Here is a 19174-nt window from a genome sequence, read left to right on the forward strand (position 1 = left end):
GGTGTAATCCCACGCCTCAGTCAAGACCTCAGCCTTACTCGCCTGCGCCCACGCGATCACCTTCTCGAGGTAAAGCACCCGGTCGACGAACTGCGCCTGGTGCCGCTGAAACGGACTCAGCACGTCTGCCGGACCACCAGGGGCCAGACCGGGTTGGTCCGGATCAGCCTCAGCCGGGTCAGCCTCAGCACGGTCAGCCTCGCCACGGTCAGCCTCGGCACGGTCAGTGTGACGCTCGTCAGCGGTGCATCCGTCAGAGGTGCATCCGTCCGGGATGAAATCGACCGGGAGAAAATTGTCCGCGAGGTAGTTCGTATACAGGAACTCCTCGCGGAGGTCCTCATCGAAGAGGTTCTCGGGCGGCACCGCACCGAACACCTCGGTCAGATCGAGGCCGGCCGGAATGGTCGGGCAATCAATCAACTCCGGGCGGCCAATCGCCGGGCTCACCGGTGCCGGGTTGACCGGTGCCGGGTTGACCGGTTCCAGATCGACCGGGTCGGTGACCTCGTACGGGGCGAATTCTCCGAGCCCCTCGGCAATTTCACACCGCCAATCGGCCTGGCACTGCGCCCAGAACACCTCGAACTCGGCACGCTCTTCGAGTGTGGACGGCGGGTAGCCGTGAGCCGCGAAGAACGGATCGACACGGCCCGGCTGGGGAGTATCGCCGCTCTGGCTCATAGAAGAAGTGTACCAAAACCATGCGCCAGAGTCGAGGGTTTCTNGATTTCTGTGCGAATATGCATTCGGGCAGACCGCGCGTTGTCGAGACGGCTCGACCCAGTCCATGGCGGTCTCGGCAAGCTCGACCACCGGAAATGGTCGCGTTCCACAAACAGGCCACGTTAGGGAAGGCACGCTCCGGCACCCACAAGAGATCGCTTAGAAGCCCGAATGCGGGGCCACTAGTCCGTGGGTGCCTCGTAGGGGTCGACCGCCAGCACGTCGACCACGATCGCTGTGACGTTGTCGCGACCACCGTTTTCGAGGGCCGCGTCGACCATCGCTGAGACGGCATCCGCTGCCAGCTTCTTTTCGAGCAAAAAATGACGAATACCGTACGAGGTCAGTTCCTTGGTGAGCCCGTCTGAGCAGACCAGGATGCGCATGCCGGCCTGGATCGGCAGAATGCGATAGTCGGGAATAGGCGGTTCGTGAAAGCCGACCGCCCGGGTGATGATATTGCCGTGCGGGTGCACGTCGGCCTCTTCGCGGGTAATGCGCCCCGCATCGACGAGTTCCTGCACGACCGAGTGGTCGTTGGTGACCTGCTCGAGTACACCGTTGGACAACTGATAAACCCGGGAGTCGCCGATGTTGAAGACGATCCAACTGACGGCATCCGAAACCAGGGCCAGTGCAACCCCGGTCGCCGTTGTTCCGGTGCCCTGGTCGGTGACTCCGACACCCTGCGCCATATCCTCGACGGCCAGCACGAGGGCGCGGTCAATCGAACCGGCCTCGGCGACGAGCGTTCCGGACAGCTCGGCCAGCCTGGTGACGACGGCGGCACTGGCGACATCGCCGGCCGAATGCCCCCCCATACCGTCGGCGACGGCGAACAGCGGTGGCGCGGCGAGCAGGCTGTCTTCGTTGACCTCCCGGCGATGACCAACGTCGGTCAGGGCAGCCCACGCCAGCGTCAACGACGTTCCAACGCTGGGCAGTTCGACACGAAATTCGGTCGAACCTTGACCAATCTGGGTCACGGGTAGTGCCTTCCGAGTGTGGGGCGCGAAGCCGGCCCCGCCGTTCCAACGTTCACCGAAGGACTTGCACCATAATAACGGCACCGTCCGTTGGCACCGTACCGCACCTAATGTCCGATGTAGCTCATCACGTGCTTGATCCGGGTGTAGTCCTCGAAGCCATACATCGAGAGGTCCTTGCCGTACCCGGAGTGCTTGAAACCGCCGTGCGGCATCTCGGCCACGATCGGTATGTGGGTGTTGATCCAGACGCAACCGAAGTCAAGGTGCTTGGCAAAGCGCATCGCCCGACCGTGATCCCGGGTCCACACCGACGACGCGAGACCATACTGCACGTCGTTCGCCCAGCGCAGCGCCTCGGCCTCGTCAGTGAATCGCTGCACGGTCATCATCGGGCCGAAAATCTCTTGCTGCACGGCCTCGTCGGTCTGCAGCAGTCCGCTCACGATGGTCGCTTCGTGAAAATAGCCGGCCTGGCCGACGCGATGACCGCCGAGTTCGAGCACGGCGTGGTCGGGCAGCCGGTCGACGAAACCGGAGACCTGAGCGAGCTGGTTGACGTTATTCACCGGGCCGAACAGGATTCCCTGTGCGCTGGGAGCTCCGGTGCGCGCGTTCTCTCTGGCGTAGGCGGTGAGCGCGGCGACGAATTCGTCGTGAATGCCGGCCTGCACGAGCAGCCGGGTCGCAGCGGTGCAGTCCTGGCCGGCGTTGAAGAAGCCGGCGGCGACGATGCCGGCCACGGCGAGCTCGATGTCGGCATCGTCAAAGACGATCACCGGTGCCTTACCACCGAGTTCAAGGTGGACCCGTTTGAGATCGTGTGAGGCAGCTTCGGCGACGGCCATACCGGCCCGCACCGATCCGGTGATCGATACCAGCTGGGGAGTCTTGTGGTCGATCATGGCCGCACCGGTCGTGCGGTCACCGGTGATTACGTTGAGCACTCCCTTCGGCAGGAACTCTGCGGCGATCTCGGCGAGCAGCAGGGTCGCGCTCGGCGTCGTGTCGGAGGGCTTGAGCACGGTCGTATTGCCGGCGGCGAGCGCGGGCGCGAATTTCCAGACCGCCATGTTCAGCGGGTAGTTCCAAGGCGTGACCTGACCGACGACACCGATCGGTTCGCGGCGAATGAAGGAGGTGTGGTCGGTCAGATACTCGCCGGCCGCACGGCCCTCCAGATTGCGGGCGGCTCCGGCGAAGAACCGAATCTGATCGACCGAGAGCAGAATCTCGTCGTCGACGAGGGTCGAACGTGGCTTGCCGGTGTCGAGCGACTCGGCGTCGGCGAATTCCTCGGCACGCGCCTCCATCGCATCCGCTATACGAAACAGTGCGAGCTGCCGGACCGCCGGGGTCGTTTCGCCCCAAATTTCGAAAGCGGATGCCGCGGCGCGGTAGGCAGCATCGACGTCGGTCGCGTTCGAGACCGGGCTCGAGGCATAGACCGATTCGGTCGCCGGATCGATCAGGTCAAACCGTTCCGTCGACGTCGACTCGGAGTGCTGGCCATTGATGAAGTTGCGTAGTTCGGGGGCGCTCATGCGGCCCAGTGTATCGATTTCGGTTTGAAGCACACCCAGATTCACAAATGAAATCCGCAGTGTTTTGCGAAGACTGCTACGGATTCGCTTGCTGAAGTGCATTTTGACTGACACAATCGATGCATGAATGGACAAAGGCGTGGTCACCAGCCCAAGCCGGCCCAGCTCGACGATGTGTCGAAGAAGATCATCGAACAACTGCAGGTCGACGGACGCCGGTCGTACGCGGAGATCGGCAAAGCTGTCGGCCTCAGCGAGGCGGCCGTGCGGCAGCGGGTGCAAAAGCTCACCGATTCCGGCGTCATGCAGGTTGTCGCCGTAACCGACCCGATGCAGCTGGGCTTCTTTCGCCAGGCGATGATCGGAATTCGAGCCTCGGCCGACACCCGCATTCTCGCCGAACAGCTCGCAGCCATTGATGCCGTCGACTATGTCGTACTCACGGCCGGCACCTTTGACATTCTCGCCGAGGTCGTCTGCGAAGACGACGACGAATTACTTGAACTGCTCAACTCCAAGATCCGCAATCTCGAGGGGGTCCTCTCCACCGAGACCTTCGTTTATCTCAAACTCCACAAACAGTTCTATAACTGGGGAACACGGTAAAGAAAATGACGCTCACCACACCCATCGATTCACCGGTTGCCTTCAGCGACGCGCACAACGCCGAGTTGCAACAAAAGGCCAAGGATCATCTCTGGATGCACTTCTCCCGTCAGTCGGTGATGGAATCCGGCGCCGGAGTGCCCATCATCGTCAAAGGCAAGGGCCACCACATCTGGGATTCCCAGGGCAAGCAGTACATCGACGGCTTGAGCGGATTATTCACCGTCAACGCCGGACACGGACGCAAGCGCCTGGCCGAGGTCGCAGCCAAGCAGGCCGAAGAACTCGCATTCTTCCCGATCTGGTCGTATGCCCACCCGAACGCGATCGAGCTCGCTGACCGCCTCGCCTCCTATGCGCCCGGCGACCTCAACCGCGTGTTCTACTCGACCGGTGGCGGCGAAGCCGTTGAAACCGCATTCAAGCTCGCCAAGTACTACTGGAAACTGATGGGACGCCCGACCAAGCACAAGGTCATCTCCCGCAACGTCGCCTACCACGGCACCCCGCAGGGTGCGCTGGCCATCACCGGCATTCCGGCAATGAAGGAAATGTTCGAACCGGTCACCCCCGGCGGCTTCCGTGTTCCCAACACCAACTTCTACCGCGCCGACGAAATGAGCCCGGGCCTTGGCCTCGGCGACAACCTCGAAATGTTCGGCCAGTGGGCCGCCAATCGCATCGAAGAGATGATCGAGTTCGAAGGGCCGGAGACCGTGGCCGCCGTGTTCCTGGAACCAGTGCAGAACTCCGGTGGTTGCTTCCCGCCGCCTCCAGGCTATTTCAAGCGCGTGCGGGAGATCTGCGACAAGTACGACGTGCTCCTGGTCGCCGATGAGGTCATCACGGCTTTCGGTCGCATCGGCAATATGTTCGCCTCGACGACCTATGACATTCAGCCCGACATGATCACCTGTGCCAAGGGCATGACGAGCGGATACTCGCCGATCGGTGCGACCATTATCAGCGACCGCATCTACGAACCGTTCAAGCACGGCGATACGACGTTCTACCACGGCTACACCTTCGGCGGCCACCCGGTCTCCTCGGCCGTCGCCCTGGCCAACCTCGACATATTCGAGGAGGAGAAGCTCAACGAGAACGTGCGCGAGAACTCACCGTTGTTCCGCAAGGAGCTGGAGACGCTGCTCGACCTACCGATCGTCGGCGACGTGCGCGGTGCCGGCTACTTCTTCGGCATCGAGCTGGTCAAGGACAAGGGCACCAAGGAAACGTTCAACGACGACGAGTCCGAGCGTCTGCTGCGCGGCTACCTGTCCAAGGCGCTGTATGAGGCGGGCCTGTACTGCCGCGCCGATGACCGCGGCGACCCGGTGATTCAGCTCGCTCCCCCGCTGACGATTGGCCCGAAGGAATTCGCCGAGATCAGCGAGATTCTGCACGGCGTGCTCTCGGAGGCACCGAAGCACCTGTAGTTCGTTCGCCGGGACCCGGTCTCGCCTCCAAATGAATGCGCGACCGGGTCGCCGTCGGGCAGCACCTGCCTCAACCGCCGGCGGCCCTCGCCTCGTCGTCGTCTTCGTTGCTCTCGCCCTCGAAGGACCACAGAGCGTCGTCGCTGAGCGCGGCATCTTCGCCAAAGTCTTCGTCATTTTCGTAGCCGAAATCGTCGCTCTCCTCGTCGTCCCGGCGCGGAACCGCGAACGCCCACTCCGGCAGGTGTCCCGACCCGAGCAGCACTTCCAGCAGGTTCGCCATGCTGTACCGCGGGTCGATGGCGAGCGCTTGGTCCACGAAGAATCCGGCAACGGAGCCACTGCCGAGGGCCCAGGACAGCCAGGCGAGCATGCAGAGCGGCGCCGGTCTGGCGGAACGCGGCGCCAGCGCAACCACGGTGCGCAACAGGGTGATGGCCATCCGGATCCGGTCGACATCCGGTCGTTCCTGCCGCAGCCCGAGCATGATGTCCCCGGTATGTTGGGCGCTCGAGTCGCCGGAGTCCATCTCCTCGGCCACAAGATCGTCGAGGCTACGCCCGGTCTCGTGCTGGAGCAGGACGTAGTGCAGGTTGACCTTGTGGGCGCGAACGCCTTCCTCGCGGCCGAAGGCAAACTGCACCATGATCTGGTCGCGATTGGGCGGTGACTGCACGAGCACGAGCAGCGCTGCCGCGTCATCCTCGGTGGGCGGATTGCTCCAGGTCAGCGCTTCCTCCGCGATCGCGACCGGGTCGAGCAGCGCGCCGAGGGTAGGAAACAACTCCGGGGCATTTTCGGCCCGCGCGATCAGGTGGCGGTAGCGCCGGTAGACCCGGGCAAGGCGTTCCTTGGTGGCCAGATTGACGCCGACCGGTTCCGCGCCATTCTGCAGAGTGCCGAGCGGTCGCGCGGCCGGATCGGTCGCCTCGTCGTTCAGTGGGGACTCGGCAATGTCGCTGAGCGGATGCCCGCCCGCCGGGCACTGCGGGTCGAGATAGCTGCCCCAGGCATCAACTGACACGCAGAGCGAATCACGCAACAGAAAACCGCTGAGTTCGAGCCGCCGGTTCAGTATCTCCGCAAAACCCTCCCGTGGGATTCCGCGGGCTTCGACGAAGGAGTCGTCCGTGTAGATGACGGGAACGACAGCGTCGACGCCGGGAATCTTGCAGAGCATCCCGGCCAGTGTCGTGGCGATGCGTTGATACACCTTCTGCGGTGCGCCATCCTCGGGCAGGTTGAAGCGCAAGGCGCCGCAGGTGCGATTGCCGCGAAACGCGACGAGAACCGCGCTGGTCTCGGGCAGAAACCCGAGCAGCTGGGGAACGAGTGCCAGAAAGTCCTGGGCCTTCTGGGCTTTAACACGGGTTGGTTGCATGCCGCCACTGTGCCCGGTCGCGCGTAAACCCGCCGCTACCGACCGCGTATCTGGGGATCACCTCGGCGCCAGGACCCCTGTGAAGGAGACGCTCTAAACCTCGTCGGCGACCGGGGCCGCGAACTGCGCCGCATACAGCGCCTGGTAGGCACCGTTCGCGGCGAGCAACTGCACATGGTTGCCCTGCTCCACGATGCGGCCAGACTCCATCACGAGAATCAGGTCGGCGTCGCGAATGGTCGACAACCTGTGCGCGATGACAAAGCTGGTGCGTTCGGCCCGCAACGCGCTCATCGCCTTCTGCACGAGCACCTCGGTGCGGGTGTCGACCGAGCTCGTCGCCTCGTCGAGGATAAGAACGCTCGGCTTGGCCAGGAACGCCCGGGCAATGGTGAGCAGCTGCATCTCCCCCGCGCTCACGTTGCCTCCCTCGTCGTCGAGCACGGTGTCATATCCGTCCGGAAGCGAGTGCACGAACCGGTCCACGTAGGTGGCTGTGGCGGCAGCGAGAATGTCTTGCTCCGTCGCATCCGGTCGGCCGTAGGCGATATTGTCGCGGATGGTGCCGCCGAACAACCAGGTGTCCTGCAGCACCATTCCCATACGGCTGCGCAGGTCGTGCCGGGTCATGGTCGCCACGTCAACGCCGTCGAGCAGGATGCGCCCGGAATCAATCTCGTAGAACCGCATCATGAGGTTCACGAGGGTGGTCTTGCCTGCCCCGGTCGGGCCGACGATCGCGATGGTCTGCCCGGGTTCAGCGACGAGACTGAGCTCTTCGATCAGCGGCTTCTCGGCGCTATAACGGAACGACACGTTCTCGAAGACCAACCGACCGTGCGCTTCAGTCGGAGTCTCCGCCAAGTCCGGGTCTTCGCTCTGCTCCTCGGCATCGAGCAGGTCGAAGACCCGTTCAGCGGATGCGACGCCCGACTGCAGCAGGTTGGCCATCGACCCGAGCTGCGCGAGCGGCTGGGTGAACTGGCGGGAGTATTGAATGAACGCCTGCACGTCTCCGAGCTGCATGGCACCGGAGGCGACCTGCAGGCCGCCGACGACCGCGATGGCGACGTAGACGAGGTTGCCGATGAAGGTCATCGCCGGCATAATCAGTCCGCTGATGAACTGCGCGCCGAAGCTGGCCTCATAGAGTTCGTCGTTCTTGGCCTTGAACCGGGCGTCGACTTCCTTCTGCCGGCCGAACACCTTGACCAGGGCATGGCCGGTGAAGGTCTCCTCAATCTGACCGTTGAGCTCCCCGGTGTTCGCCCACTGGGCCACGAACAGCTTCTGCGAACGCTTGGCGATGAACGCGGTGATCACGAGGGTCAGCGGCACGGTGACGAGCGTGATCAGGGCGAGCAGTGGCGACAGGATGAGCATCATCACGATGACGCCGATCACGGTGAGCAGGCTCGTGACTACCTGGCTGAGCGACTGCTGCAGGCTCTGAGAGATATTGTCGACGTCGTTGGTGACCCGGCTGAGCAGTTCACCGCGCGGCTTCTTATCGAAGTAGCTCAGCGGCAGGCGATTGATTTTCGCCTCGATCTCTTCGCGCAGCCGGTAGACGGTGCGCTGCACGACTCCGTTGAGTACGTAGGCCTGCATCCAGCTGAACACGCTCGAGAGTACGTAGAGCGCGAGCGCCCAGAACAGCACGGTAGAGAGCATGGCGAAGTCGATTCCGAGCCCCGGCGTGAGCGTCATGCCACTGAGCATGTCGGCCTGCGTGCTGTCACCGGACGCCCGCAGCCCCGCGATCACTTCGGCCTGACTGCTGCCGCTCGGCAGCGATTTCGACACCACGCCGGAGAAGATCAGGTTGGTGCCCTCGCCGAGCAGGCGCGGCCCAAGCACCGAGAACGTCACGCTGATCACCGCCAGGGCGAACACGAGCGCGAGCCACAGGCGTTCCGGCCGCAGCTTACCGAGCAGCCGTTTGCCCGAGGCCGTGAAATTCAGGGATTTCTCGGCGGGCAGATTCCTCCCTCCGAAGGGCCCACCGCCGCGCTGCGGGCGCGGAGCCGGCTTGTCGTCAGCGTGTGTGTCGCTCATGCGGCTTCCTCCGCGGTGAGCTGGGCTGACACAATTTCCTGGTAGGTCGTATTGGACTCGAGCAGCTGCTCGTGGGTTCCTCGGCCGACGATGCGGCCGTCTTCCAGCACCAGGATCTGGTCGGCGTCGATGATGCTCGACACCCGCTGGGCGACGATGACCATGGTGGCTCCGTTGGCGCTCTGTTTGAGCGCGAGCCGCAGCCGGGCATCCGTCGCGAGGTCGAGGGCCGAGAACGAGTCGTCGAAAATGTACAGCTCCGGCTGTTTCACCAGGGCGCGGGCGATCGCGAGGCGCTGGCGCTGCCCACCCGACACATTGGTGCCGCCCTGGGTAATCTTCGCATCAAGCCCGCCCTCCATTTCGGTGACGAAATCCCGGGCCTGGGCGATGGTGAGCGCCTGCCAGAGTTCCTCTTCCGTCGCATCCGGTTTGCCGTAGAGCAAGTTGCTGCGCACAGTGCCGGAGAATAGGTAGGGCTTTTGCGGTACGAGACCGATATTGCCCCAGAGCAGGTCGGGGTTCAACTCGCGCACATTCACGCCGTTCACCAGAACGGAACCGCTTGTGGCGTCAAACAGTCGCGGCAACAGGTTCACTAGGGTGGTTTTGCCACTCCCCGTACTGCCGATGATCGCCGTGGTCTCGCCGTGGCGAGCGATGAAGCTCACGTTGCGCAACACCGGTTGTTCGGCGCCGGGATAGGCGAAGCCCACGTCGAGCAGTTCAAGCTCGCCGTGGCCGACGGTCACGTTCACCGGGTTTGCCGGCGGCACGACACTCGACGCGGTGGCCAGCACCTCGCCGATGCGGTCGGCCGAGACGGCGGCCCGCGGAATCATCACGGCCATGAACGTGGCCATCATGACCGCCATCAGAATCTGCATGAGGTAGCTGAGGAAGGCAATCAGTGTGCCGACCTGCATCGAACCGTCTTCGATGCGGAACGCGCCGAACCAGATCACGGCGACGCTCGACACGTTGAGCACGAGCATAACGATGGGGAACATGAGCGCCATCAGACGACCCGAACCCAGGGCCACGTCGGTGACGTCCTGGTTGGCCTTGGCGAACCGGGCAATCTCTTGCGTCTCCCGCACAAACGCCCGAACCACACGGATGCCGGTGAGCTGTTCCCGCAGCACCCGGTTGACGGTGTCGATGCGAGTCTGCATCTTGCGAAACAGGGGAACCATTCGTACGACGATGAGACCAACCGCGATGAGCAGTATCGGCACGCTCACCGCGATCAGCCAGGACAGCTGCACATCCTGGCGGATCGCCATGATCACGCCGCCAATGCTGAGGATGGGCGCGGAGACGAGCAGTGTGCAGGTGGTGAGCACGAGCATCTGCACCTGCTGCACGTCATTGGTGGAGCGGGTGATCAGCGACGGAGCGCCGAACCGGGTGACCTCCTGCTCGGAGAACTCCCCCACCCGGCTGAAGACCGCCCCGCGCAGGTCACGACCGACCTTCATCGCCACCTTGGCACCGAAGTACACGGCGACGATCGCGCACCCGATCTGGACGAGCGTGATGAGCAACATCAGCCCGCCGACACGCATAATGTAGCCGGTGTCGCCGGTAGCGACGCCCTCGTCGATGATGTCGGCGTTTAGAGCGGGCAGAAAAAGGGAAGCGATCGACTGGGCCAGTTGAAAGACGATCACCCCGGTGAGCAGTTGCCAGTACGGTCGCAGATAACGCACGAGCAAGGACCAAAGCACGAAACTCTCCTACTGAACCGTCTAGATGCGTGAATCGGCACCGCCCGGACCGGGGGGTCGGACCAGCTACCTCTGATGCCATAGTGCACTCTTTCCGACACGTCGTCGACCGAATTATTGCGTCCTGCGCAAAACTCGCCGACTTCGGCGCAACTTCACATCAGACGTTCAGGCAAAGAGGTCCGAAATGTAGGCCACCTCGTCGGCGCTCGGCTGCCACGCGGTCGCCGCGCTGGTATTTTGACGGATCTGTTCGGGCTTGGTCGCGCCGGCAATCACACTCGTCAGCCCGGGCTGGGCGAGCAGCCAGGCGAACGTCGCCGCCAACATACTCACGCCACGCGCGTCGCACCATTCCTGGTACTGCTCGATCACGTCCCAGGGAGCATCGTCAGCGAGATGGCGCCGGATCATCATGATGCGGCTGTCAGCTGGCCCACCCGAGCGGGAGAATTTGCCCGTGAACAGTCCGTTATAGAGGGGGAAGAACGGGAGAAAGCCCAGGCCGTAAGCGTTCACGGCCGGAAGGACCTCTTCTTCGACATCGCGCACCAGCAGGCTGTACTCGTTCTGGCTCGAGATGAATTTGGGATGCCCGTTCATTTGCGCTGTGAACTCCGCCTCCACGATCTGCCAGCCGGCCAGATTGGAGTGGCCGATGTAGCGAATCTTGCCCTCGGTGATGAGGTCATCGAGCGTGGACAGCGTTTCCTCGATCGGTGTCAATGGATCGGCGACGTGTAGCTGATACAGGTCAATCCAATCGGTTTGCAGACGTCGAAGCGATGCCTCAACGGCCAAACGGATGTACCGGCGCGAGCCGCGCGCGCCCCAGTCCGGGCCGTTCAGTCCGCCCATGTCCATGCCGAACTTGGACGCGAGCACAATCTGGTCGCGTTTGCCGCGCAGCGAGTGCCCCATCAGGGTCTCGCTCAGCCCTCGCTCGGCACCATAGATGTCTGCCGTGTCGAAGAGCGTCACCCCGGCCTCGAATGCCGCATCAATGACGGCGGTCGTGCCGTCCTGTCCCTCCGACGCCGTACCGCTGCGGCCGAAGTTATTGCAACCCAGTCCGATCGTTGAAACGGTCAGTCCGGAGGAGCCAAGTCTGCGATATTCAATCTGAGCCATCCCCTTAGACTAGGACTGTTCAGCCTGCTCGGGGCAAACCGACAGTCTCCTGCACAGCCTCACCGTTGCGGGCGTTCGGCACCGATGTCCAAAACCCGCGAGTGCGCTCGTGGGGTGCGGCTACAGTCGAAATATGACCACGACGCCTCCCGCGCTCCTTCGCCTGCCGAGCCCCGTCGGGCTGCTTGAGCTCACCGCCGATGATGACGGCATCCTCTCCCTCTCGATCGAAACGGACGGTCACCTTCCGCTCGCAGAATCCGCCGAGAACCCCTCCCCCGTGCTGCGACAGGCGGCCGAGCAGCTGGACGAGTACTTTGCGGGCACCCGACACTCGTTCGACCTTCCGGTGCACCTGACCCGCGGCACCGAATTTCAACGCAGCGTGTGGGCTCGCCTCTCAACTCTGGGCTTCGGCGAGGTCATCTCGTACGGTGCGCTCGGCACTGACATCGGGCGTGCCGGATCGGGCCGCGCCATCGGTGGAGCTGTCGGCGCCAACCCGGTGCCGATCATCATCGGCTGCCACCGCGTGCTCGCGACCACGGGGCGAATCACCGGTTACAGTGCCGGTCAGGGCATCCCCACCAAGGCCTGGCTGCTTGACCACGAGGGCATCATGCACCACTAGCCTGCTCCCGAAAACATGTCTGCGTGCTACCGGGTCGTGAAGATCGTCGACTTCGCCGGCTGGCCCTTGCTCGCCAGGTGCTGCTCGACGAGAAGCTGAAGTTCACCGGGCGCACCGGGTGCCAGGCTGATACCGACCGACCGGGCCCAGTCAATCAGGTCGGCAACGGCCCCGAAGTCCTGCCCGTTGTCGATCAGTGCCCGCGCGAATTCCCCCTTGGACTTCTTGTTGAAGTGATTGAGAGCGCGTCTCTGGCCGTCGCCGCTGTCGGCGACAACCCGCAGGTAGATCGAGTTCGGGCGCACCGGCCGGGCGCCCAGGGCGACATAGGCCTCCGAGCGCAAATCAAGCAACAGGCCCTCGGTACGGCCAAGGAGCTTCTGCACGTCGGCGGCCCAATGTTGTTTGAGCGAATGCTTGTTCAAGGTCAGATCCGGTACCCGGGAGTCATGCGACAGCCGGTAGGCCGGAATCGGGTCCAGGGCCGCGAGCGGCCCGAGCAGCGCAGAATGCACGACCAGGTGGGCCTGCGCGAACTCGCGCTGCGGGACCGTCAGGGTGGCAGCATCCAACCCATCGAAGAGCACCCCGGTATAACGGTCAATGACCGGCATGGTCGGCGACCGCAGAAGCTCACGGTTGCGGTCTAGTTCGAACAGCTGGGTGCGACCGAGTTTCAGGGCGGCCATCGCCGCCTCCGGGTGACGCGACAGGGTCACCACCGCTCGGGCCAGGGATCGGCGCTTGACGCTGAGGGCCGGGTAGGCCAGGAGGGACCAGTCCAGGGGTACAGCTTCGCCGCCGGAGCGTTTCGTCTCCGACGGCGGTAGCAGTATCAGCAAAGGTGTTCCGTTGTTAGACGAGTTCAGCCTTGCGAGCCACGACGGTCACAATGTCGTTGTCGACGGACAGAAAGCCATCTTCAGCCTTCGCGACGACCTTGGAACCATCGGCCAGGGTCAGGCGAACATCGCCTACGGCCAGAATCGCCAACATCGGTTCGTGACCGGCAAGAATACCGATCTCGCCCTCAACGGTCTTGGCGACAACCATCGTCGCTTCGCCGGTCCAGACCTGCTGGTCGGCCGACACAACGCTGACGGACAGCGACTTTGCCATGCTTAGTCGTTCTCTTTCTGAATCTGAGCCCACTTCTCTTCGACGTCGCTGATGCCACCGACGTTGAAGAATGCCTGCTCGGCGACGTGGTCGAAGTCACCGTTGGCGATCGCCGTGAACGACTCGATAGTGTCCTTCAGGGGAACCGTGGAGCCCTCAACACCGGTGAACTTCTTCGCCATGTAGGTGTTCTGGGAAAGGAACTGCTGAATACGACGGGCACGGGAAACCGTGACCTTGTCTTCTTCAGACAGCTCGTCAACACCGAGGATCGCGATGATCTCCTGGAGTTCCTTGTTCTTCTGCAGAATGGCCTTCACGCGAACGGCCGTGTTGTAGTGATCGGCACCCAGGTAGCGGGGGTCGAGGATACGGCTGGTCGAGGTGAGCGGGTCGACGGCCGGGTAGAGGCCCTTCGACGCGATTTCACGCGACAGCTCCGTCGTGGCGTCGAGGTGAGCGAACGTGGTCGCCGGAGCCGGGTCGGTGTAGTCGTCGGCAGGAACGTAGATCGCCTGAAGGGAGGTGATCGAGTGGCCACGCGTCGACGTGATGCGCTCCTGCAGGATGCCCATTTCGTCGGCGAGGTTCGGCTGGTAGCCCACGGCGGACGGCATACGGCCGAGCAGCGTGGAGACCTCTGAACCGGCCTGCGTGAAGCGGAAGATGTTGTCAATGAAGAGCAACACGTCCTGCTTCTCGACATCGCGGAAGTACTCCGCCATGGTGAGGGCAGAGAGCGCGACGCGCAGACGCGTTCCCGGCGGCTCGTCCATCTGGCCGAAGACCAGTGCGGTCTTGTCGAAGACGCCGGCTTCTTCCATCTCGGCGATGAGGTCGTTGCCCTCACGGGTACGCTCACCGACTCCGGCGAATACCGAAACTCCACCGTGGTCCTGCGCAACGCGCTGGATCATTTCCTGGATCAGAACGGTCTTACCGACACCGGCACCACCGAACAGACCGATCTTTCCACCGAGAACATACGGCGTCAGAAGGTCGATGACCTTGATACCGGTCTCGAACAGCTGAGTCTTCGACTCGAGCTGGTCGAAGGGCGGCGGCTTGCGGTGGATGGGCCAGCGCTCCGTGATCTCGATCTGCTCGCCCGGCTTGGCGTTCAGCACATCGCCGATGACGTTGAAGACCTTGCCCTTGGTGACGTTTCCGACCGGAACCGTGATGGGGCTGCCGGTGTCGCGCACTTCCTGGCCGCGGACAAGTCCGTCGGTCGGGTTGAGTGCGATGGCACGAACCAGGTCATCGCCGAGGTGCAGGGCAACCTCGAGGGTGATCTCGTTCGACTCGTCGCCGATGGTGATCGTGGTCTTCAGGGCGTTGTAGATGCCGGGGATCGAGTCATGCGGAAACTCGATGTCGACAACAGGGCCCGTGACACGGGCGATGCGGCCAACAGAGCCGGCCGTATCCTCCGCGCGGACTGGCGCGGTTGCGGTGTCAGTCATTGCTCTCTCTTCTCTGGTTACTTCTTGGCGGATGAGAGCGCATCGGCTCCACCCACGATCTCGGAAATCTGCTGGGTGATCTCGGACTGCCGCGCGTTGTTCGACAACCGCGTGTAGTCCGTGATCAGCTTGTCGGCGTTGTCGCTGGCCGACTTCATCGCCTTCTGACGGCTCGCGTGCTCGGAAGCCGCCGACTGCAACATGGCGTTGAACAGACGACTCTCGATGTAGACCGGGAGGAGGCTGTCCAGAACCGTTTCCACGTCGGGTTCGAACTCGTAGAGCGGAAGAACCGTGCTGTTGCCCGGTTCTTCCACACCCTCGACGACCTCGAGCGGAAGCAGTCGAACGACTTCGGGAACCTGGGTAACCATGCTCACGAAGCGGTTGTAGACGATGTGAATCTCATCGACGCCGCCATCGGAGTAGTCCGTGAGGAACGACTCGAGCAGGGCCTCGCCAATTTCCTTGGCCGTTTCGAACTGCGGCTGATCGGTGCCGCCGGTCCAGACTCGCTCAGACGCGCGGCCCCGAAACGTGAAGTAGGCGATGGCCTTACGGCCGACCAGGAAGTAGACGATGTCTTTGCCCTGGCCGCGCAACAGCTCACTGAGCGACTCCGCTTCACGCAGAACCTGCGAGCTGAACGCGCCGGCCAGGCCACGGTCGGAGGCGAAGATAACGACCGCTGCTCGCTCGATCTTCTCCGGCTCCGTTGTGAGCACGTGCTCGACGTTCGAGTACGTGGCCACGGCCGAGACGGCACGAGTCACTGCACGCGAGTACGGGGTTGACGCAGCGACTCGCGCCTGCGCTTTCTGGATGCGCGAGGCGGAGATCAGCTCCATGGCCCGAGTGATCTTCTTGGTCGTCTGGGCAGACTTGATCTTCTGCCGGTAGACGCGAAGTTGCGCTCCCATGTGTCTGCTTCCTTGTCTTTCAGTTTGATGAGATCAGTGGCACCGCAAGTCGAAAAGCGACTAGCGGCGGTGCTTGACGATCTTTTCCTGGTTGACGTCTTCGGCGGCGATGGCCTCAAACTTCTCTTTGCCAACCGAGGCGAGCGGCTTGCCCTCGCCGGTCTGGAACTCGAGCTTGAACTTGTCGACACCCGCGGTCAGAGCGGCAACGGTCTCGTCGGAGAGAACGTTGGTCTCGCGCAGGTTCTTCAGGATCTCGGTGTTGCGACCGAGGAAGTCGAGCAGCTCGCGCTCGAAACGCAGCACGTCGGGAACCGGAACCTCGTCGAGCTTGCCGTTGATGCCGGCCCAGATCGAGACAACCTGGTCCTCAACGGGGTACGGCGAGTACTGCGGCTGACGCAGAAGTTCGGTCAGACGAGCACCGCGAGCGAGCTGACGGCGGCTGGCCGCGTCGAGGTCGGAGGCGAACATCGCGAAGGCCTCGAGCGAGCGGTACTGAGCCAGCTCAAGCTTGAGCGTTCCCGACACCTTCTTGATCGACTTGACCTGCGCGTCGCCACCGACGCGGGAGACCGAGATACCCACGTCAACAGCGGGACGCTGGTTGGCGTTGAACAGGTCGGACTGCAGAAAGATCTGGCCGTCGGTGATCGAGATCACGTTGGTCGGAATGTAGGCGGCAACGTCGTTGGCCTTGGTCTCGATGATCGGAAGACCGGTCATCGAACCGGCGCCGAGGGCGTCGGACAGCTTGGCACAACGCTCGAGCAGGCGGGAGTGCAGGTAGAACACGTCTCCGGGGTACGCTTCGCGTCCCGGCGGGCGACGCAGCAGCAGCGAAACGGCACGGTAGGCCTCGGCCTGCTTGGACAGGTCGTCGAAGACGATGAGAACGTGCTTGCCGGCGTACATCCAGTGCTGGCCGATGGCCGAACCGGTGTACGGGGCGAGGTACTTGAAGCCAGCCGGGTCGGAAGCGGGGGCGGCGACGATGGTGGTGTACTCCATCGCTCCGGCATCCTCGAGCGCACCCTTCACCGAAGCGATGGTGGAGCCCTTCTGTCCGATGGCGACATAAATGCAACGAACCTGCTTGTTCGTGTCACCGGACTCCCAGTTGGCCTTCTGGTTGATGATGGTGTCGATCGCGATCGCGGTCTTGCCGGTCTGGCGGTCACCGATAATGAGCTGACGCTGGCCGCGGCCAATCGGGATCATGGCGTCGATGGCCTTGATACCGGTCTGCATCGGCTCGTGCACGCTCTTACGGTGCATGACACCGGGAGCCTGCAGCTCGAGGGCACGACGGGCCTCGCTGACAATCTCGCCGAGACCATCGATCGGCGCGCCCAGCGGGTCGACGACGCGACCGAGGAAGGCGTCACCGACGGGAACGGAGAGAACCTCGCCGGTGCGGTGCACCTCCATGCCCTCAACAACGCTGGCGAACTCGCCGAGGACGACGACGCCGATCTCATCTTCATCGAGGTTCTGGGCCAGGCCCAGGGTGCCGTCGGCGAATTTGATAAGCTCGTTGGCCATCACGCCGGGCAAGCCCTCAACGTGGGCGATACCGTCACCGGCCGTGGTGACGTAGCCGACCTCGGTCGTCGATGTCTTGTTCGGCTCATAGGACTTCACGAAGTCCTGGAGAGCGCCACGGATCTCATCGGGGCTGATCGTTAGTTCTGCCATCATCTTCCCTTTTCTGTACGGCTGTACAGGTTCTGTCTGTTCAAGACGCTGCCGCCCTGAATCTGGTACTGCGTGGTTTACGGTGCTGCCGGTTTTGCTGAACTGCGCAAAAATCAGCTGGCGAGCTGGAGTCTCAAATCGGCCAGGCGGGTTGCAATGCTGCCGTCGATGACCAGATCGCCGATCTGTACGCGTACTCCCCCGACCAGAGCCGGGTCGACGACCTGGTTGATGGTGAGTGCACGCCCATGGCGTTCCTGGAGGCTCTTGCGCAGACGGTCGAGCTGGCCGGGCGTCAAAACGCTCGCCGAAGTGATGGTGGCAATAGACGTTCCGGCCTGGTCGGCGACAACGGATGCCGCCTGCCGCAGCAATTCGCCGATGCGACGGCCGCGAGGCTGCTGCACCAGGTGGCGAACGATTGCGAGCGTCTGACCGGACACCTTGCCGGCCAGGAGCTTTTCAACCAGGGCGGCTTTGGCGTCGATTTTGCCAAGCTTGCTGGCCAGGGCCAGTTCGAGCTCGGCGTCAGAGGATACGGTCTTGCCGAAGGAGAACAGTTCGCCCTCGATCGACGTTTCGGCCGAAACAGACAGGGCGGATGCCCGAAGGCCCAGTTCTTCGATCCCGGCGAGCAGGTCGTCGTGGCTGGACCAGCGTTCGGCAACGGCTGCGACGAGCAGATCCAGCGCCCGAGGCGTCACGCTCGCACCGAAGACGGCACGAACGAGGGTGACCTTGGCCGCAGCATCCGCTGATGCATCGCCAAGCGCCGACAGGAGCTGCGACGACGAACCGATCACTCGACCGGCGCCGAAGAGGCTTTCGCCCGTCGCCAGATCAGTCGTGCTGCCGGGGACGGACAGTGCCGCCCTCGATGTGGCGAGTGCTTCTCTGGTGGCGCTTCCCATTGGTTAAATCTTTCCTGCTACTGGTGCTTCGCTGGCTTCGAGTTCAGCCAGGAAACGATCGACGATGGCGCTGGCCTTTGCGTCGTCAGAAAGGCTTTCACCGATGACGCCCGAGGCGAGGTCAATTGCAAGGGTGCCGACCTCACTGCGGAGCGACACGACTGCGGCCTGACGTTCGGCTTCGATCTGCGTCTTGGCACTGGCCGCGATGCGACCGGCCTCAGCCGCAGCCTGCTCCTTGTGCTCAGCGACGATGCGCTGGCCGTCGGTGCGGGCCTGGTCACGAATGGCAGCGGCTTCGGCGCGAGCGTCAGCGAGCTGGGCCGTGTACTGCACGAGTGCAGCTTCGGCCTTGCGCTGGGCGTCGTCCGCCTTGGCGATGTTGCCCTCGATGGCTTCTGCACGGTCGTCAAGAAGCTTCTGCATCTTCGGGAGCACGAGCTTCCAGAAGAAGAACAAAATCACGACAAAGCAGACCGCCGACCAGATGATGTCGTACCACTCTGGAATTAGCGGGTTCTTCGCCGCTTCTTCAGTCGCGGCTGCAATTACTGCGTGAAGCATCATGCCTCCTAACTAAGTAGTGAAGAGGACTAGTTCGTGAAGATGAAGTAGGTGGCGATGCCGATGAAGGCGAGCGCCTCGGTGAAGGCGATACCGATGTACATCAGCACCTGCAGGCGGCCGGCCAGTTCAGGCTGACGCGCGACACCCTCGATGGTCTTGCCAACGACGATACCTACACCGATTGCCGGGCCGATGGCTGCGAGGCCATAACCGACGGTCGCGATGTTTCCGCTGATTTCCGCGAGAACGGTTGTTGCGTCCACG

General features: G+C 63.1%; 18 protein-coding genes. 3 read left to right on the forward strand and 15 right to left on the reverse strand.

The genetic code is table 11. From position 1 onward, the window contains the following. The 3 genes from E3T46_RS05045 to E3T46_RS05055 form a co-directional block, all read right to left on the reverse strand. Positions 1 to 684, reverse strand: a 684-nt coding sequence (locus tag E3T46_RS05045; RefSeq protein WP_134577702.1) for a hypothetical protein, incomplete at its 3' end; no start/stop codon positions are given. Positions 685 to 908: 224 nt separating this feature from the next. Continuing rightward, a complete protein-coding gene (locus E3T46_RS05050) occupies positions 909 to 1712 on the reverse strand; it encodes a protein phosphatase 2C domain-containing protein (protein WP_134577703.1) in 804 nt (267 codons plus the stop codon). Positions 1713 to 1819: 107 nt separating this feature from the next. Then, a complete protein-coding gene (locus E3T46_RS05055; RefSeq protein WP_134469881.1) occupies positions 1820 to 3256 on the reverse strand; it encodes a gamma-aminobutyraldehyde dehydrogenase in 1437 nt (478 codons plus the stop codon). A 123-nt stretch (positions 3257 to 3379) separates the two neighbouring features. Here E3T46_RS05055 and E3T46_RS05060 point away from each other — a divergent pair, with 123 nt between their 5' ends. Both E3T46_RS05060 and E3T46_RS05065 read left to right on the forward strand, forming a co-directional pair. Then, on the forward strand, positions 3380 to 3862 hold the full coding sequence (locus tag E3T46_RS05060) for an Lrp/AsnC family transcriptional regulator (protein ID WP_134577704.1): 483 nt from the start codon (positions 3380 to 3382) through the stop codon (positions 3860 to 3862). Between the two features lie 5 nt (positions 3863 to 3867). Continuing rightward, positions 3868 to 5298 (forward strand): aspartate aminotransferase family protein, encoded by a 1431-nt coding sequence (locus E3T46_RS05065; RefSeq protein ID WP_134577705.1) that lies wholly within the window; start codon positions 3868 to 3870, stop codon positions 5296 to 5298. A 70-nt stretch (positions 5299 to 5368) separates the two neighbouring features. Here E3T46_RS05065 and E3T46_RS05070 read toward each other — a convergent pair whose 3' ends face one another. The 4 genes from E3T46_RS05070 to E3T46_RS05085 form a co-directional block, all read right to left on the reverse strand. After that, entirely contained in the window at positions 5369 to 6679 is a 1311-nt protein-coding gene (locus E3T46_RS05070) for a DUF4192 domain-containing protein (RefSeq protein WP_134577706.1), read from the reverse strand. Positions 6680 to 6772: 93 nt separating this feature from the next. Beyond that, entirely contained in the window at positions 6773 to 8737 is a 1965-nt protein-coding gene (locus E3T46_RS05075) for an ABC transporter ATP-binding protein (RefSeq protein WP_134577707.1), read from the reverse strand. Beyond that, positions 8734 to 10467, reverse strand: a complete 1734-nt coding sequence (locus E3T46_RS05080; RefSeq protein ID WP_134577708.1) for an ABC transporter ATP-binding protein — start codon at positions 10465 to 10467, stop codon at positions 8734 to 8736. The genes E3T46_RS05075 and E3T46_RS05080 overlap by 4 nt, the downstream gene beginning before the upstream one ends. Positions 10468 to 10635: 168 nt before the next feature. Then, entirely contained in the window at positions 10636 to 11598 is a 963-nt protein-coding gene (locus E3T46_RS05085) for an aldo/keto reductase (RefSeq protein WP_134577709.1), read from the reverse strand. A 133-nt stretch (positions 11599 to 11731) separates the two neighbouring features. Here E3T46_RS05085 and E3T46_RS05090 point away from each other — a divergent pair, with 133 nt between their 5' ends. Next, positions 11732 to 12229, forward strand: a complete 498-nt coding sequence (locus tag E3T46_RS05090; protein WP_134577710.1) for a methylated-DNA--[protein]-cysteine S-methyltransferase — start codon at positions 11732 to 11734, stop codon at positions 12227 to 12229. A 26-nt stretch (positions 12230 to 12255) separates the two neighbouring features. Here the strand turns inward: E3T46_RS05090 and E3T46_RS05095 are convergent, their stop codons facing one another. The 8 genes from E3T46_RS05095 to atpE all read right to left on the reverse strand — a co-directional run bounded on the left by E3T46_RS05095 (position 12256) and on the right by atpE (position 19173). After that, on the reverse strand, positions 12256 to 13071 hold the full coding sequence (locus tag E3T46_RS05095) for a peroxide stress protein YaaA (RefSeq protein WP_134577711.1): 816 nt from the start codon (positions 13069 to 13071) through the stop codon (positions 12256 to 12258). A gap of 13 nt (positions 13072 to 13084) precedes the next feature. Continuing rightward, positions 13085 to 13348, reverse strand: a complete 264-nt coding sequence (locus E3T46_RS05100) for a F0F1 ATP synthase subunit epsilon (RefSeq protein ID WP_134577712.1) — start codon at positions 13346 to 13348, stop codon at positions 13085 to 13087. Between the two features lie 2 nt (positions 13349 to 13350). After that, positions 13351 to 14814 carry a F0F1 ATP synthase subunit beta gene (atpD, locus tag E3T46_RS05105; protein WP_134577713.1) on the reverse strand — a complete coding sequence of 488 codons (1464 nt, stop codon included), beginning with the start codon at positions 14812 to 14814 and terminating at the stop codon, positions 13351 to 13353. A 17-nt stretch (positions 14815 to 14831) separates the two neighbouring features. After that, positions 14832 to 15734 carry a F0F1 ATP synthase subunit gamma gene (locus E3T46_RS05110; protein ID WP_134469861.1) on the reverse strand — a complete coding sequence of 301 codons (903 nt, stop codon included), beginning with the start codon at positions 15732 to 15734 and terminating at the stop codon, positions 14832 to 14834. 60 nt (positions 15735 to 15794) lie between these two features. Further along, a complete protein-coding gene (gene atpA, locus E3T46_RS05115; RefSeq protein WP_092448969.1) occupies positions 15795 to 17432 on the reverse strand; it encodes a F0F1 ATP synthase subunit alpha in 1638 nt (545 codons plus the stop codon). Positions 17433 to 17545: 113 nt separating this feature from the next. Next, a complete protein-coding gene (locus E3T46_RS05120) occupies positions 17546 to 18343 on the reverse strand; it encodes a F0F1 ATP synthase subunit delta (RefSeq protein ID WP_134577714.1) in 798 nt (265 codons plus the stop codon). Positions 18344 to 18346: 3 nt separating this feature from the next. Beyond that, complete coding sequence (locus E3T46_RS05125; RefSeq protein WP_134444797.1) at positions 18347 to 18907, reverse strand: F0F1 ATP synthase subunit B; 561 nt, start codon at positions 18905 to 18907, stop codon at positions 18347 to 18349. A 29-nt stretch (positions 18908 to 18936) separates the two neighbouring features. Next, entirely contained in the window at positions 18937 to 19173 is a 237-nt protein-coding gene (atpE, locus tag E3T46_RS05130; protein ID WP_092448748.1) for an ATP synthase F0 subunit C, read from the reverse strand. Between the last annotated feature and the right edge of the window lies 1 nt (position 19174).

It is taken from the genome of Cryobacterium sp. Hh11 (assembly GCF_004404045.1).
Classification (GTDB): Bacteria; Actinomycetota; Actinomycetes; order Actinomycetales; family Microbacteriaceae; genus Cryobacterium; species Cryobacterium levicorallinum.